This window comes from Streptomyces durocortorensis, from assembly GCF_016901035.1.
Taxonomy (GTDB): Bacteria; Actinomycetota; Actinomycetes; order Streptomycetales; family Streptomycetaceae; genus Streptomyces; species Streptomyces durocortorensis.
On sequence record NZ_JAFEUF010000043.1, the window covers coordinates 1 to 14648 of the forward strand.

At 73.7% G+C, this 14648-nt stretch carries 16 protein-coding genes; 9 read left to right on the plus strand and 7 right to left on the minus strand.

The annotated features are described in order from the left end of the window. Positions 1 to 5: 5 nt before the first annotated feature. Complete coding sequence (locus JS521_RS11615; protein ID WP_069755867.1) at positions 6 to 863, minus strand: 3-hydroxybutyryl-CoA dehydrogenase; 858 nt, start codon at positions 861 to 863, stop codon at positions 6 to 8. A 202-nt stretch (positions 864 to 1065) separates the two neighbouring features. Between JS521_RS11615 and JS521_RS11620 the strand changes: the two genes are divergently transcribed. After that, a complete protein-coding gene (locus JS521_RS11620; RefSeq protein ID WP_239487126.1) occupies positions 1066 to 2373 on the plus strand; it encodes a glycoside hydrolase family 10-like protein in 1308 nt (435 codons plus the stop codon). Positions 2374 to 2567: 194 nt separating this feature from the next. Here the strand turns inward: JS521_RS11620 and JS521_RS11625 are convergent, their stop codons facing one another. Continuing rightward, the gene (locus JS521_RS11625) at positions 2568 to 2780 is read right to left on the minus strand and encodes a DUF1918 domain-containing protein (RefSeq protein WP_205082646.1); all 213 of its coding nucleotides are present in this window, start codon (positions 2778 to 2780) and stop codon (positions 2568 to 2570) included. A 47-nt stretch (positions 2781 to 2827) separates the two neighbouring features. Next, a complete protein-coding gene (locus tag JS521_RS11630; protein WP_239487127.1) occupies positions 2828 to 3868 on the minus strand; it encodes a DMT family transporter in 1041 nt (346 codons plus the stop codon). On the opposite strand from JS521_RS11630, the gene JS521_RS11635 reads away from it, so the two are divergent. The 4 genes from JS521_RS11635 to JS521_RS11650 all read left to right on the plus strand — a co-directional run bounded on the left by JS521_RS11635 (position 3867) and on the right by JS521_RS11650 (position 7831). Beyond that, the gene (locus JS521_RS11635) at positions 3867 to 5318 is read left to right on the plus strand and encodes an aminotransferase-like domain-containing protein (RefSeq protein WP_205082647.1); all 1452 of its coding nucleotides are present in this window, start codon (positions 3867 to 3869) and stop codon (positions 5316 to 5318) included. The genes JS521_RS11630 and JS521_RS11635 overlap by 2 nt on opposite strands. Before the next feature lie 61 nt (positions 5319 to 5379). After that, complete coding sequence (locus JS521_RS11640) at positions 5380 to 5955, plus strand: histidine phosphatase family protein (protein ID WP_205082648.1); 576 nt, start codon at positions 5380 to 5382, stop codon at positions 5953 to 5955. A gap of 134 nt (positions 5956 to 6089) precedes the next feature. Then, positions 6090 to 7259, plus strand: a complete 1170-nt coding sequence (locus JS521_RS11645; protein WP_205082649.1) for a serine hydrolase domain-containing protein — start codon at positions 6090 to 6092, stop codon at positions 7257 to 7259. Positions 7260 to 7333: 74 nt separating this feature from the next. After that, the gene (locus JS521_RS11650) at positions 7334 to 7831 is read left to right on the plus strand and encodes a peptidylprolyl isomerase (protein ID WP_205082650.1); all 498 of its coding nucleotides are present in this window, start codon (positions 7334 to 7336) and stop codon (positions 7829 to 7831) included. Between the two features lie 137 nt (positions 7832 to 7968). On the opposite strand, the gene JS521_RS11655 is transcribed toward JS521_RS11650, so the two are convergent. Further along, positions 7969 to 8370, minus strand: coding sequence for a DUF5997 family protein (locus JS521_RS11655; protein ID WP_205082651.1), 402 nt, complete (start codon positions 8368 to 8370; stop codon positions 7969 to 7971). Positions 8371 to 8428: 58 nt separating this feature from the next. Here JS521_RS11655 and JS521_RS11660 point away from each other — a divergent pair, with 58 nt between their 5' ends. Continuing rightward, positions 8429 to 9238 (plus strand): LysR family substrate-binding domain-containing protein, encoded by an 810-nt coding sequence (locus JS521_RS11660; RefSeq protein ID WP_205082652.1) that lies wholly within the window; start codon positions 8429 to 8431, stop codon positions 9236 to 9238. Between the two features lie 180 nt (positions 9239 to 9418). Beyond that, positions 9419 to 10741: a hypothetical protein gene (locus tag JS521_RS11665; RefSeq protein WP_205082653.1), complete on the plus strand. Its 1323-nt coding sequence runs from the start codon at positions 9419 to 9421 to the stop codon at positions 10739 to 10741. On the opposite strand, the gene JS521_RS11670 is transcribed toward JS521_RS11665, so the two are convergent. From JS521_RS11670 to JS521_RS11680, 3 genes are all read right to left on the minus strand, one after another. After that, the gene (locus tag JS521_RS11670; RefSeq protein ID WP_205082654.1) at positions 10652 to 11647 is read right to left on the minus strand and encodes a MerR family transcriptional regulator; all 996 of its coding nucleotides are present in this window, start codon (positions 11645 to 11647) and stop codon (positions 10652 to 10654) included. The genes JS521_RS11665 and JS521_RS11670 overlap by 90 nt on opposite strands. Positions 11648 to 11650: 3 nt before the next feature. Continuing rightward, the gene (locus tag JS521_RS11675) at positions 11651 to 12331 is read right to left on the minus strand and encodes a HEAT repeat domain-containing protein (protein WP_205082655.1); all 681 of its coding nucleotides are present in this window, start codon (positions 12329 to 12331) and stop codon (positions 11651 to 11653) included. Positions 12332 to 12405: 74 nt separating this feature from the next. After that, positions 12406 to 13014, minus strand: a complete 609-nt coding sequence (locus JS521_RS11680) for a GOLPH3/VPS74 family protein (RefSeq protein ID WP_205082656.1) — start codon at positions 13012 to 13014, stop codon at positions 12406 to 12408. Between the two features lie 288 nt (positions 13015 to 13302). Between JS521_RS11680 and JS521_RS36595 the strand changes: the two genes are divergently transcribed. Together JS521_RS36595 and JS521_RS11685 are read left to right on the plus strand one after the other, a co-directional pair. After that, positions 13303 to 13503: an ankyrin repeat domain-containing protein gene (locus tag JS521_RS36595; RefSeq protein WP_239487129.1), complete on the plus strand. Its 201-nt coding sequence runs from the start codon at positions 13303 to 13305 to the stop codon at positions 13501 to 13503. A gap of 5 nt (positions 13504 to 13508) precedes the next feature. Further along, positions 13509 to 14624, plus strand: coding sequence for a HEAT repeat domain-containing protein (locus JS521_RS11685; protein ID WP_239487130.1), 1116 nt, complete (start codon positions 13509 to 13511; stop codon positions 14622 to 14624). Positions 14625 to 14648 lie beyond the last annotated feature (24 nt).

Below are 14648 nucleotides of genomic sequence, written 5' to 3' on the forward strand. Positions count from 1 at the left end.
GACGGTCAGTAGGCGTAGAAGCCCGACCCCGTCTTGCGGCCGAGGCGGCCCGCGTCGACCATGCGCTGGAGCAGCGGGGGAGCGGCGTACAGCGGCTCCTTGTACTCGGCGTACATCGAGTCCGCGACCGAGGCCACGGTGTCCAGACCGATCAGGTCGGCCAGCTTGAGCGGGCCCATCGGGTGGGCGCAGCCCATCTCCATGCCGTTGTCGATGTCCTCGCGGCTGGCGATGCCCGACTCGAACATCCGGATCGCGGAGAGGAGGTACGGGATCAGCAGCGCGTTCACGACGAACCCGGAGCGGTCCTGGGCGCGGATCGGGTGCTTGCCGAGCACGTCCTGCACGACGGCCTCGGCGCGCGCGATCGTCTCGTCCGAGGTGGTGAGCGCCGGGATCAGCTCGACGAGCTTCTGCACCGGGGCCGGGTTGAAGAAGTGGATGCCGATGACCCGGTCCGGGCGCGAGGTGGCGACGGCCAGCTTCACCAGCGGGATCGAGGAGGTGTTGGAGGCGAGGATCGCGTCCTGCCTGGTCACCACCTGGTCGAGCACCTGGAAGATCTCGGTCTTGACCTGCTCGTTCTCCACGACGGCCTCGATGACGAGGTCGCGGTCGGCGAACTCCCCGAGATCGGTGGTGAAGCTCAGCCGGCCGAGGGTCTCGTCCCGCTCCTCCGCGCTGATCTTGCCGCGTTCGGCGGCCTTGGAGAGGGAGTTGTGCAGACGGGTGCGGCCGATCTCCAGCGCTTCGCCGGTGGTCTCGGCGACCTTCACTTCGAGGCCGCTGCGCGCGCACACCTCCGCGATACCTGCGCCCATCTGGCCACAGCCCACCACTCCGACGCGTGCAATGTCGGCCATAAGGTCCGTCACCTCGTGCCTTTCGCTGTTCTCCGTATCGCAGGGCCCCGTGTGATTCCGGGGCCCGCCTCGACCCCACGACGTTACTCCGAATGCCGACGTGGACGCCCCGCGGGTCATGGCGGCTACGGATGGGCATGATGCGGTTACGTAGAGCAATCAGAGCCGGATGTGGGACGTGGCGGAGAGAGGTGGGCCAGGGATGCGGCGGACGGGTGTGGCGAGAAGGGCGTTCGTGCTGAGCGCGGCCGGACTGCTGGCGGCGATGACGACGGCCGGTGACGCGGTGGCCTCGTCGGCGGGGAGGAGGAGAGGCGGTGGGCTGCCGGAGGCGGCGGCGGGGCAGGTGCGCGGCATGTGGGTCGCGACGGTCGCCAACCTGGACTGGCCGTCCGAGCCCGGTCTCACGGCGGCGCGGCAGGAGGCCGAGCTGTTCGCGTATCTCGACCGCGCGGTCGAGCTGCGGCTCAACACGGTGGTGCTCCAGGTCCGGCCGACCGCCGACGCCCTGTGGCCCTCGCCGTACGAGCCGTGGGCCGCCTGTCTCACCGGTACGCAGGGCAAGGATCCGGGCTGGGATCCGCTCGGCACTGCGGTGCGCGCGGCGCACGACCGGAGCCTGGAGCTGCACGCCTGGTTCAACCCCTACCGGGTGGCGAACCACACGGACCCGTCGCGCCTGATCGCCTCCCACCCGGCCCGGAAGCACCCGGACTGGGTCGTGCCGTACGGCGGGAAGCTCTACTACAACCCCGGGCTGCCGGAGGTCCGCCGCTTCGTCCAGGACGCGATGCTGGACGCCGTGCGGCGCTACGACATCGACGCGGTGCACTGGGACGACTACTTCTATCCGTATCCGGTGGCCGGGCAGACCTTCGACGACGACGCGGAGTTCGAGCGGTACGGCGGCGGCTTCGCCGACCGGGCGGCCTGGCGGCGCGACAACATCGACCGGCTCGTACGCGAGACGGGGGAGCGGATCCGGGCGGTCAAGCCGCACGTCCGCTTCGGCATCAGCCCGTTCGCGGTCTGGCGCAACAAGGAGACCGACCCGCTGGGGTCGGACACCCGGGCGGGCGTGCAGACCTACGACGACCTGTACGCCGACACCCGTAAGTGGGTCAGGGAAGGGTGGATCGACTACATCTGCCCGCAGATCTACTGGCATCTCGGCCAGACCGCCGCCGACTACGCCAAGGTCCTCGCCTGGTGGAGCGCGACCGTCCGCGGCACGGGCGTGGAGCTGTACGTGGGGGAGGCGCTGTACAAGGCGGGCGACCCGGCTCAGGCCGAGGCCTGGCAGGACCCGGCGGAGCTTTCGCGCCACCTCACCCTCGCCGGGGACCACGATGAGGTGGGCGGCCATGTGTTCTTCTCCGGGAAGAGCGTGATGGCGGACCGCATCGGGGCGATGCGCCGCGTGGTGGCCGACCACTACACGGACCGGGCCCGGCTCTACCCGGACCGGGGGCGCGCCCGGCCCTCACGCCGGGGCCCGGGACGGGGGTGACCTGCCCGGGGCCGGGCCTCGGGTCGAGCTGCCTGCGCCCGGCCTCGGGAGTCAGCTGTTGAGCTGTCGGTGCCGGCCCTCGGCGTGAGCCGTCGGCACCGGGCATCGGTGTGAGCCGTCAGTGCCGGAGGGTCAGGACCTGCTGCGGACAGCGGTCCCGGCCTCCCGGCGCCGCTGTCCGCGTCGGGCTGCGGCTACCGCGCCTGCCCGTCCTTCGGCGGCGTCTCCCTGTGCTGGACGACGCTGTCGGGGCCCGGTGACATCAGGTGTTCGTGGCCGTCGTCGAAGCGGAGCCGGTACGGGGGAGCGCCCCCGTCGCCGAGCACCTCGATGATCTCGGCGACCCGGTCGTGCTGTCCCACGGTCCTGCCGTGCATCAGCAGCCGGTCGCCCGTGTGTGCCTCCATCGGGAGCGACCTCCTCACAGGGGGAGACGGTGTCCGTGTCGACAAGTCTATGACCGTACGGGACGGGATTCCCGTCCTGCGCGGCGGCCGGCCCGCTGGGTCGCGGCGATGCACACGAGCACGGCCACCGCCGCGACCGGAGCAGCGGCCGACATCTCCTCGCCGAGCAGGAGGAAGGACCACACGAGCGTCAGCAGCGGCTGGGCGAGCTGGAGCTGACTGGCCCGGGCCACACCGATCGCCGCCATGCCCCGGTACCAGACGTACAGCCCCAGGAAGGTCGACCCGGCGGCGACCCAGACCAGGCCGAGGACGCCGTGGGCGTTCAGGTGCACGGGTTCGAGCGGCAGGGCCACCAGGCTGCCCGCCACCGCGAGCGGCAGGCACAGGACCAGCGCCCAGCCGATCACCTGCCACCCCGGCATCACCCGGGCCAGCCGGCCGCCCTCGGTGTACCCGGCCGCGCAGACCAGCAGCGCGCCGAACAGATACAGGTCGCCGGAGGCGAGCGCCCCGCCGCTCTGCTGCACGGTGAAGCCGATCACCACGGCCGCCCCGGCGAGGGCTGCGACCCAGAACGTGCGCGAGGGCCGCTCACCGGTGCGCACGGACCCCAGTACCGCCGTCGTCAGCGGCAGCAGCCCCACGACCACGGCCGCGTGCGAGGTGGTGGAGGTCTGCAGGGCCAGCGTCGTCAGCAGCGGGAAGCCCACCACCACCCCGCCCCCGACCACCGCGAGCCCCGCCCAGTGCCGCCGCGCGGGCAGCGGGACGCGCGCGGCCAGCAGCACCCCGCCCGCGACCAGGGCGGCGAGCACACTGCGCAGGGCGACCAGGGACCAGGGGCCGAAGCTCTCCAGACCCCAGGCCGTGGCCGGAAAGGTGAGCGAGAACGCCACGACGCCGAGGCCGGCGAGCACCGTGCCGCTCCGGCCGGCCGCGAACCCTGCCGCGGGGCCTGCGGCAGGCGTGGTCGTCGGCCCGTCCGCGACCGCTGTCCGGGCGGCCGCCCCGGCGGTCCGCGGAGTGACGGCCGGACCGGCGACCGCTATCGATGAAGAAGGGGTAGCGCTATCCTCTGCTCTCATGCAAGAGCGTAGCAGCGTCGCCGAACTGGTCACTTCCCTGCGGGCCGAGCTGAACCGCTACTCACCCGGTGGAAAGCTGCCCTCCAGTCGTGCCCTCGTCGAACGGTTCCGGGTCAGCCCCGTCACCGTCTCCCGCGCCATCGCCCAGCTTGCCGCCGAGGGGCTCGTCACCACCCGCCCCGGCTCCGGCGCGTTCCGGGCGGAGCCCCGCGCCGCACTGCCCGCCCCGGGCGACACGTCCTGGCAGGAGGTGTCGCTGAGCGGCGACGGCGGACCCGAAGTCGTACCCCGTACGGTCGACGCCTCCGGCGTGCTGGTCACCCTCGCCGCCCCTCCGCCCGGCGTCATCGAGTTCAACGGCGGCTACCTCCACGCCTCGCTCCAGCCCGAGCGCGCCCTCTCCGCCGCCCTGGCCCGCGCGGGCCGCAGGCCGGGAGCCTGGGGCCGCCCCCCGACGGACGGGCTGCCCGAGCTGCGGTCCTGGTTCGCCCGCGAGATCGGCCCCACCGTCTCCGCCGCCGACGTCCTGATCACCGCGGGCGGCCAGAGCGCCCTGGCCACCGCCCTGCGCGCCCTCGCCCCGCCCGGCGCCCCGGTCCTCGTGGAGTCGCCGACCTATCCCGGGATGCTCGCCGCCGCCCGCGCCACCGGACTACGCCCCGTCCCCGTGCCGATGGACGCCGACGGGGTCCGCCCCGAGCTGCTCGCCGACGCGTTCCGGGCCACCGGCGCCCGGGTCCTCGTCACCCAGCCGCTCTTCCAGAACCCCACCGGGGCCACGCTCGCGCCCGCCCGCCGCCCCGAGATCCTGGCCATCGCGCGGGCGGCCGGGGCGTTCGTGGTCGAGGACGACTTCGCCCGCCGGCTCGTCCACGACGACGCCGGACCGCTCCCCGCGCCGCTGGCCGCCGACGACCCCGACGGCGTCGTCGTCCACGTCTGCTCGCTGACCAAGGTCACCTCGCCCAGCCTCCGGGTCGGCGCGCTCGCCGCCCGCGGCCCGGTGCTGGAGCGCCTGCGGGCCATCCAGGTCGTCGACAGCTTCTTCGTGCCCCGGCCGCTCCAGGAAGCCGCGCTGGAACTGGTGGGCTCCCCGTCCTGGGGCCGTCACCTGGCCGCCGTCGCCACCGAGCTGCGCCACCGTCGTACGGCCATGGCCGCCGCCCTCTCCGGCGCGCTGCCGGAACTCGTGCTGCCGCATCTCCCGGCGGGCGGCGGCAGCCTCTGGCTCCGGCTCCCGGGCGGCGCGGGAGGGGGCGCCGACGAGCCGGCCGTCGTCTCGGCCGCCCTGCGCGCCTCGGTGGCCATCGCCCCCGGCCGCCCCTACTTCTGCGCCGAACCCCCGGCCGGACACGTCCGCCTGAGCTTCGCCGCGGTCTCCGGAGCGGCCGAGATCGCGGAGGGCGTCCGCCGTCTCCGTACCGCTTTCGACGGGCTTCCGGGCGACTGAACGCGGCGTCCGGGACACAGGCCCTCTTGACCAAACAGGCGTTCGGCACCACGATCCCGCCATGACGCTTCGGGTCACCCTGGTCGCAGCGGCGCGCACCTCCTCCCGGCTCACCGAACGCTTCGACGACGACCGGCCGCTCGACCAGGCCGACTGGCACGAGGTGCAACTCGTCGCCCACACGCTCGTCCCGCTCGGCGCCGCCGAGCTGCGCTACTGCTCACCCACCCCGCGCAGCCGCGCCACCGGGGACGCCCTCGGCTTCGCGCCGATGGCCCAACCGGCCCTGCGCGACTGGGAGATGGGCCGCTGGCGGGGGATGACCCTGGGCGAGGTCACCGCCCGGGAACCGGCCGCCGTGGACCGCTGGCTCGCCGACCCGCGCAGCGCCCCGCACGGCGGCGAGTCGATGCTCGGCTTCATCGGCCGCGTGGGCGGCTGGCTGGACACCCGCCCCGCCGACGACGCCCTCGTCGTCGCGGTCGCCGAACCCGCCGTGATCCGGGCCGCCCTCGTCTACGCCCTGAACGCCCCGCCCGCCACGTACTGGAACGTCGACGTCCACCCCCTGTCGACCATCACCCTGACCGGCCTGCCGGGCCGCTGGAGCCTGAGCCTGGAGGCGGGCATCCGCTGACCCGCGCAGCGGCGGCCGAGGTCTTCGCCGTTCCCGGACGCCGCCCCTTCCCTCCGGTCCGACCAGTCGGTACGTTGCGGGGGCATCCGGTTCCGCCGCCGGACGCGCGCCCGCGACGAGGACGAGGAGGCCCCGTGCCGCAGATCCACGGCCACTGCGACGACCGGTTCGCCGGAGTCCGGGACGCCTTCGAGGAGAACTTCACGGAGCGCGGCGAACTCGGGGCGGCGGTGACCGTCCTGGTCGACGGCGAAGCGGTGGTGGACCTCTGGGGCGGCTGGGCCGACGCCGCCCGCACCCGCCCCTGGGAGCGGGACACCGTGGTCAACGTCTGGTCCACCGGCAAGGGCCCGACCGCCCTGTGCGCCCATGTCCTGGCCGACCGGGGCCTGCTCGACCTCGACGCCCCGGTCGCCGCGTACTGGCCGGAGTTCGCCGCGAGCGGCAAGGAAGCCGTCCTCGTGCGCCATCTCCTCTCGCACCGCTCCGGAGTGGCCGGGCCCGACACCCGGCTCACCCTGGAGGAGCTGTACGACTGGGAGACGGCCTGCGCCAGGCTCGCCGCCACCGCCCCCTGGTGGGAGCCGGGAACCCGCTCCGGCTACCACGCGATCAGTTACGGATTCCTGGTCGGCGAAGTGGTCCGCCGGATCACCGGACTGCGGCCCGGGGCGTTCCTCCGGCAGGAGATCACCGGACCGCTCGGCATCGACTTCACCTTCGGCCTCCCGGAGAGCGAGACCCACCGGCTCGCCGAACTCGTCCAGGAACGCCCCGACCGGGCCGCCCAGGCGGCCCTCCTGGACCGGATGACCCCCGTCGCCGTCGCCTCCCTGCTCAACCCGCCCACCGGCCGGGCCGCCGCCAACACCCCCGCCTGGCGGGCAGCGGAGATCCCCGCCGCCAACGGCCACGGCACCGCCCGCGCGGTCGCCGCGCTCTACGGGATCCTGGCCGGACGCGGCAGCCTCGGCGCCCACCGGATCCTCTCCGAGAAGGCCGCGGCCCGGGTCGGGGAGGGGCAGGGGGCCTGCCGAGACCTCGTCCTCGGCGACGGCTTCGCCCACGAGACGGAGATCGGCCTCGGCCTCTGGCTGAGCGGCGCGAACCGCTCGTACGGCCCCGACCCGCGTGCGCTCGGCCACGACGGCGCGGGCGGTTCCTGCGGCCTGGCCGACCCGGATGCCTCCATCGCCCTCGGCTACGTCATGAACCGGATGGGCTCCCGGCTCGCCGACGACCCGCGCAAGACGGCACTGGTGGACGCCGTGTACGCGGCCCGCGGGGAGACCGCCGGGAGGTGATCGGAACGGCGCGTCCGACGTGCCGAACCAACCCGGGTTTCCCCTGTGGTTGTCAGGAATGTGAGGATGTCTCCATGACAACCAAGGTCTACTTCGACATCACCATCAACGACGCCCCCGAAGGGCGGATCACGTTCAACCTGTTCGACGACGTCGTCCCCAAGACGGCGGAGAACTTCCGCGCGCTCGCCACCGGCGAGAAGGGCTTCGGCTACGCCGGCTCGTCCTTCCACCGCGTCATCACCGACTTCATGCTCCAGGGCGGCGACTTCACCCGCGGTGACGGCACCGGCGGCAAGAGCATCTACGGCGAGAAGTTCGCCGACGAGAACTTCAAGCTCAAGCACGACCGCGTGGGCCTGCTCTCGATGGCCAACGCCGGCCCGAACACCAACGGTTCTCAGTTCTTCATCACCACGGTGCTCACCCCGTGGCTGGACGGCAAGCACGTGGTCTTCGGCGAGGTCGCCGACGAGGACAGCATGAAGCTCGTCCGCAAGATCGAGGCGCTCGGCTCCGGCAGCGGCCGCACCAGCGCCAAGGTCACCATCGCCGAGTCCGGCGTTCTCTGACCGATCCGGTCCCTGACCGATCCGGTCCCTACGGGCCCGTGGCAGGACCGTTCCACCGGCGTACGCGTACGCATCGGAGGAGCGGACCGGCCGCGGGCCCGCGGCATGCGCCCGCCCGCTGACGGAGAGGCCGAGACCTACCGCTGGTCGTCGGACCGTGCGGCCCGCTCGGCGTCGCGCTCCTTGATGCGAGCGGTCTCCTTGCGCACCTCGGCCTGCGTGGCGCGCTCCTTCTGGAGCCACTCGGGCATCTCGTCCTTGAGCGCGTCGATCTGCTCGGTGGTGAGCGGCTCGGTGACCCCGCCGCGGGCGAGCCCGGCGATGGAGATGCCGAGCTTCGCGGCGACGACCGGGCGGGGGTGCGGACCGGTGCGGCGCAGCTCCACCAGCCAGGCGGGCGGGTCGGTCTGGAGGGCGTTGAGCTCGGTGCGGGAGACGGCACCCTCCTGGAACTCGGCGGGGGTGGCCTGGAGGTACACACCCAGCTTCTTCGCCGCCGTGGCGGGCTTCATGGTCTGGGCGGTCTTGTGCGACGTCATGGGTCCAGGGTATCGACCATGGGACATACCTCCGACCACCGACCGGTAGCCTGGTTCCGTGACAGGCTCGGACATCCCCTCATCCTTCAGGCTCGCGTACGTCCCCGGCGTGACGCCCACCAAGTGGGTGAGGGTCTGGTACGAGCGGCTGCCCCACACCGCCCTCGAACTCGTCCAGGCCTCCGCGTCCGATGCCCCGGGGCTCCTGGTGGACGGCGGCGCCGACGCCGGTCTCGTACGGCTCCCGGTCGACCGGAACGCCCTGAGCGCGATCCCCCTCTACACCGAGACGACCGTCGTCGTGATCCCCAAGGACCACGTGGCGACCGCCGCGGAAGAGGTGTCGCTCGCCGAACTGTCCGACGAGATCGTGCTGCACCCGCTGGACGACGTCCTCGACTGGGAGACCGAGACCCTGCCCGGCCGCCCCGCCGTCGAGCGCCCGGCCACCACGGCGGACGCGATCGAGCTGGTCGCGGCGGGCGTGGGCGTCCTCCTCGTCCCGCAGTCCCTGGCCCGGCTCCACCACCGCAAGGACCTGACCTACCGCCCGGTCCGGGAAGCGCCCGAGTCGCGGGTCGCCCTGTCCTGGCCCGAGGCGGAGGAAACCCCCGACCTGGTGGAGGAGTTCATCGGGATCGTCCGGGGGCGCACGGTCAACAGCACCCGCGGCCGCGCGGCCACCCCGCAGCGCCCCACGGCGAAGGCCAAGGACAAAGCCAAGGACAAGGCCAAGGGCAAGCGGGCCGGCACGGGCGGTGGCGGGCAGGGCGGTGCCCGGAACAAGCCCGCGGCGGGCAGGAAGCCCTCGTCGGGCGGCCGGGCCGGCGGCCAGAGCGGCAAGCGCGGGAAACCGCGCGGCCGGTAGCGGGCACCCAGCCCGCCGGGACCGGCACGCGCGGTGTTCCGGAAACGCGTCGTGTCCCGGAAACCGTCCCCGCGATCCACCACCCCCGCGATCCACCCCCGCGATCCGCTCCGGAACGCCACCCCGCGCCGGTTCTCTCGTTGATGAGGCAACCGCCGTACGCAGGGGAGCGCCCGACCGATGCCGAACATCCGCAGAACCCAGCGCCTTGGCCTCATCGGGATGGTGCTCATCGCCGTGGCCTTCGCCGGACTCCAGCTGACCGCGGTCACCGGACGGGCCTCGCCCGACACCAAGAACTACCTCTCCTACGCCCTGAGCCTCAGCGGTGACAGCCGGGAGGAGGCGGGCCGCAGGGCCATCGCCTACTCCTGCGCCAGCGGGCAGCACGCGTCCCTGAGCCCTGTCCCCTGGACCAACAGGAAGACCGTGGGGGAGTCGGAGGAGAGTTGCCTGCGCCGGCTGAACGATTCGGTCGCGTACTGGACCCGCCACGGCAACACGGAGGGGATGACCGCCCCGTTCGCCAACCAGCGGTTCATGGCCATCTTCGAGGCCAGGCCCGGCTACCCGCTGTTCCTCGTCCCCTTCGTGGCCGTCTTCGGCATGACCTGGGGCCTCTGGCTGGCGGGGCTCGTCGTCGCGCTCGCGGGAAGTGTCTGCGTCCTGCTCACCCTCCGCGCGGCGGGCGCTTCCCGGCGCGCCGGTCTGGCCGGGCAGGCCCTGTTCCTCGCCCTGCCCACCGGCACCGTCGCCATGAACCCCCTGAGCGACGGGCTCTCCCTGGCGCTGGGCACGGCGGTCGTCCTCGGCTGTGTCCTGCTGCTGCGGGACCGGCCCCGTACGGGCGCGGCGTTCGTCGCGGGCGGCCTCGTCCTGATGTTCCTCGTCCGCTACTCGCAGGCACTGCTGCTGGCGGCCGCTCTCGCGGGAGTCCTCGTCCTCCGGTCCGGGTGGCTCCGTCTGAAGCAGCGGCAGTTCACGCCCGTGCTCCGGGCGGCCGGACTCTGCGCCGGCCTGACGGTGGGCATCTACGCCGGGGCACATCTGCTGGGGTGGCCGATGGGCGAGGACAGCGCCCAGGATCTGCTGACCCACCACTACCAGCGGCCCGATCTGCCCAACCCCTGGCCCGAGTTCTTCGTACAGGAGGGGGTGTTCTGGTCGGCGTGGCTGCGCCGCCAGGCCGCCTCCCCCGTCCTCCCCGTCCTGCTCGCGCTCTCGGCCTGGGCGCTGCTGAGGCGGCGCTCCGTGGTGCTGCCCATCGCCCTGGCGGCAGGCGCGGCGGGCCTTCTCAACCAGGCGGGCCACCCGAATCTGGGCCAGCTGTACGGCTTCCGCCTCATCGTGTTCCTCTGGCTGCTGCCCGCCCTGGCGATCCCGCTGCTGCTGGACCGGCCGGCCCGGGAACCCTCACCCGTCCCCGCGCAGCCGGAGGAGGTAGGCAGCGGTCAGCGCGACGGCCGGGTCGGCGTCGCCCAGCAGTCCCGCGAGGGCACGTGAGGCCGTAGCGCCCGGGATACCGGCCAGCGCCTGGGTCAGCCGCCCACGCGCGGGCGGCCCGGTGGTCTCCTCGCCGAGGCGGCCGACGAGGAGGGACGCGATCCGGTGCGCCGCCGCGTCGTCACCGGCCAGGACGCTCAGCACGTCGGCCGCGTCGGTGTCGTTCCTTCCCGCCACGATCATGTCGACGAGCACCGGGGTCGCGGCGGCCTCGCCCTGGGCCCCGAGAGCCAGCGCCGCCCGGCCCCGGACCACGGCGTCGGGGGACGCGAGGGCGTCCCGGAGCAGTGCGGTGGCCTCGGCGCCGGGCAACTCGGCGAGGGACCGGACGGCACGTTCCCGTACCGCCGCCACCGGGGAGCCGAGCCCCTCGGCCAGGAGGGCCGCACTGCCGTCGGACCGGGCCAGAGCCCAGCGCAGGGCCCCGGCCACGACCGGGTCGCTCTCGTCGAGCGCCGCCTCGGCCAGGGCCTCCACCGGAACCTCGTCGACCGGAGCCAGGGCCGCGCGCTGACGGGCGCCGGCGCTCGGGGATCCCAGGGCCCGCAGCACCGCGAGGACGTGGAGGACGTCCTCCCAGCCTGCCGGATCCGTGGCCTGGACCCGGTCCAGCCGGATCAGCAACTCGGTCTCGGCAGCGATACGTTCGCGCGTCCGGCGGATGAGGTCGTCGACCAGGTCGGCGGGCGTGAAGCCGGGATCGTCGAGCGCGCGCCCGATCTCCCGCAGCGACAGCCCCACCGCGCGCAGGCTCTCGATGTGGAAGATCCGCCGGATGTCCTCATCGGCGTACTCCCGGTAACCGGCCCCGGTGCGACCGGAGGGCCGCACCAGACCGAGTGACTCGTAGTGCCGGAGCATGCGGGCGCTGACGCCGGACCGCCGGGCGACCTCACCGATCAACACGCGCTACGACCCTCCCTCGCCGCTGCCCGCCCCGCCCAAGGCCACCACGCGCTTCGCCTCCTCCAGGGCGAAGGCGAATCCGGTGTCCGGGTCGCGCCGCAGCCGCTCGGTGGCGAGCGCGTGCGCCCGTACACCCGGGTCGGGGGCCCTCGTCGCCCCGTCCAGGGCCGACGCCATCACGTCCCCCAGGGCGATCAGCGCCCGGCTGAGGCTCAACTGCGTCTCCCGCCCACCGCGCCCGAGCTGCGTCACCAGCACCCCCGCCAGCGCGGTGCCCTCCCCCTCCGGCACGAGCAGGACCGCCGCCCGCCAGGCGCTCCGCGCCACCTGGTCGTCCGCATCGGTCAGCAGGGCCCGGGTGATCGCCGGCCACGCCCGCGGATCCCCGACCTTGGACAGGGTGTGCAGCGCCTGGCTCCGCGCCTGCGGCCGCTCCGAGCGCACTTCACGCAGCAGCGGGGGCAGGGTGTCGGAGACCGGGTGGCGGGTGAGCGCCCAGGTCAGCATGTCGCGGACGAAGAACTCCGGCTCGACGGCGCTCCGCTCGATCAGCGGGTCGACGAAACGCGGGTCCGGCGTCGAGCCGATCGCCAGAGCGGCCCGCAGCCGCACCGACGAACGCTCGTCCCGCAGCGCCTGGAGCGCCCGTACTTCACTCGTCCCGTGCTGTCCCGTGACCGTCATCGAGACCACCTCCTCGGCGCACAGTTAAGAGCTTGTCACCGTGTCAAGGTCAAAGCGGACGGCCCCGGACCTGCTCAGGGGCCGCGCCAGACGTTGGCGAAGGCGGTGTTCTCGATGGTCCGCCGCTGCCGTACGGCTTCCAGCTCCATCACCGCTTCATGGACGGTGGCGACCACGGTGGTCACCGTCTCGTCGTCGATGCGGGGTTCGTCGCCTTCGGGCCGTCCGCCGTCGAGGCCCACGGCCGATGCGAGGGAGGCCAGGACGGGGTCGCCCTCCTCCCGTCGGGCGACGGCGCGGCGGCGGCCGGGCGTGTCCACCAGCTCCACCTGCTTCGGGCCGAAGGGCAGCAGGCCGCTGCGCTTCTGCGTGAGCTCGCCGTCCCGCTCCAGCGCGTCCTGGTAGGTGGCCGAGAGGTCGCGGCCCCGGCGCCACAGCCAGTCCTCGACCCGCTCGTAGGGCGGCTGCCGGGTGAGCCCCGCGGCGGCCTCGCCGAGCAGTCGGTCGTCCGGTACCGAGGATCCGTCCGGCACGATGAGGTCGCCGTCCACGGTGATGGTCCCCGCGCCGAGGAGATCGAGCAGTTCGGCTCCCGCGAGGGCGAGCGACAGGTCGCCCTGTCCCACGGTGTGCTCCGGTGCCGGGTCCATCGCGATGACGAACAGGTCTTTAGCCGTGGTCATGAACGGCTCCCCTCGAAGGCGGTCGACTCGGGCGTCGACCAAGGATGGGACCTCACCGCCCGAGCCCGCCCGGCGAGGCGACTGCCACGACCAGTATCGCCCCCGCCCGGCGGACGAGGTCCGGCCCCGTCGACCGCGGCGGGGCCACCCTCACCTCCCGGGGCGATTACCCTCACCTCCCGGGCCGGGGTTCTGACGTTCGGACCTGAGCGCAGCACGGGACGGGGGCGACGAAACATGGGCGCTGGAGAGCTGGCGGCAGCGGTTCGGCGGGGGGACGCGGAGGCGGTGACCGCACTTCTGGGGGAGGGAGCGGACCCGGACACCCGCACGGACGACGGCCTGCCGGTGCTGTGCCTGGCGACAGCCGCGTACGACGCCGCCGTGGCGGGGGCTCTGGTCGAGGGCGGCGCGGACCCGGACCGCGCGCTGCCGGACGGAACGACCGCGCTGGTACGGGCCATCGAGGGGGCTCGCCCGCGACGGTGACGGCTGTGCTGGGCCGTGAGCCCCGGCTGCGCCTCCCCGAGGATCGGAGGGCGTACCTCCTCGCCCTGGCCCGGGACCGGTACGAGCGGGGCGCCGAAGCAGTGCTCCGGGACCGGACCGGCGGAACCGGCCCCGTCCGTGAGCGCCGCGTGAAGGACGACGAGTACGACCACGTGACGCAGGTGACGCTCGGCGACACCACGGTCCGCGCCGGACACGGAGCGATTCTCACGGACCTGGAGTGGGCCTTCCGCGTCCTGACGCCCGTGGACGAGCTGGTGACCAGGGCCGTGGCACCCCGCGACCGGGACCATGTGGACCGCTCGTCCGCCCGATGGGTACTCAGCGAACGCCGCAGCAAGGAGACCTGGTCGGCCGTCACGGCGTACCGCCACAGCCCGGACCCCGAGCACCGCCACTTCGTCCTCGACGTGCTCGGCTGCTACCGGCTCACGCAGTCGAGCCGGCGGAACTCCTACGAGAAGGAGACGGCGGACCTGCTCGTGGCCTGGGCGGCGGAGGGGGAGGACGACCCGGGCGTCCTCGCGGAGGTGCTCCGCGCGCTGGGCGAGGTGGAACACCGGGAAGCCGAAGCCGTGGGGCTGCGGCACGCCGGCCATCCGGACCCGCGCGTCCGTGCCCAGGTCCCCTGCCTCCTCCTCGGCTGGGACGGCACACGCCCCACCCTCGGCGCGGCGGCCCGGACCGCCCTGCTGGAACTCGCCGGGGACGAGCACGGAAGGGTGCGCGCGGTGACCGGCGGAGCCCTGGCCGCGGCTCATGACCAAAGCCCCGGGGTCACGGACGCCGTCGTCGCGCTGCTCCGGGATCCGGTGGCCGATGTGCGGGCCTGCACCGTGGAGGCCGCGGCCGACGGTACGGACGGCACGGCAGCGGTCGCCGACGCCTTGGTGGCGCTGCTCGACGCGGACGACCTCGGCACCCGGCTCAACGCCGCCTACGGCCTGCTCCGCCGGAACGACCCGCGCACCGGCGAAGCGATCGCCCGCGTGGGCTCGCACACCCGCCCCGGCTACGAGCACGACCACAGGCTCTCCGCGCTCTGGAGCTGGGAGTGGAACAACCGGGACGCCGGCCGGCGCGACGACCGCCAGGCCTGAGGAAAACCGCTGGCCACCGCCCCG

What these genes read in the sequence shown, in the direction of transcription:
- JS521_RS11630 (WP_239487127.1), bottom strand. Translation starts at nt 3,868, where the DNA reads ATGAGAGCAGAGGATAGCGCTACCCCTTCTTCATCGATAGCGGTCGCC.
- JS521_RS11625 (WP_205082646.1), bottom strand. Translation starts at nt 2,780, where the DNA reads ATGGAGGCACACACGGGCGACCGGCTGCTGATGCACGGCAGGACCGTG.
- JS521_RS11615 (WP_069755867.1), bottom strand. Translation starts at nt 863, where the DNA reads ATGGCCGACATTGCACGCGTCGGAGTGGTGGGCTGTGGCCAGATGGGC.
- JS521_RS11620 (WP_239487126.1), top strand. Translation starts at nt 1,066, where the DNA reads ATGCGGCGGACGGGTGTGGCGAGAAGGGCGTTCGTGCTGAGCGCGGCC.
- JS521_RS11665 (WP_205082653.1), top strand. Translation starts at nt 9,419, where the DNA reads ATGCCGAACATCCGCAGAACCCAGCGCCTTGGCCTCATCGGGATGGTG.
- JS521_RS11635 (WP_205082647.1), top strand. Translation starts at nt 3,867, where the DNA reads ATGCAAGAGCGTAGCAGCGTCGCCGAACTGGTCACTTCCCTGCGGGCC.
- JS521_RS11640 (WP_205082648.1), top strand. Translation starts at nt 5,380, where the DNA reads ATGACGCTTCGGGTCACCCTGGTCGCAGCGGCGCGCACCTCCTCCCGG.
- JS521_RS11680 (WP_205082656.1), bottom strand. Translation starts at nt 13,014, where the DNA reads ATGACCACGGCTAAAGACCTGTTCGTCATCGCGATGGACCCGGCACCG.
- JS521_RS11675 (WP_205082655.1), bottom strand. Translation starts at nt 12,331, where the DNA reads ATGACGGTCACGGGACAGCACGGGACGAGTGAAGTACGGGCGCTCCAG.
- JS521_RS11655 (WP_205082651.1), bottom strand. Translation starts at nt 8,370, where the DNA reads ATGACGTCGCACAAGACCGCCCAGACCATGAAGCCCGCCACGGCGGCG.
- JS521_RS11650 (WP_205082650.1), top strand. Translation starts at nt 7,334, where the DNA reads ATGACAACCAAGGTCTACTTCGACATCACCATCAACGACGCCCCCGAA.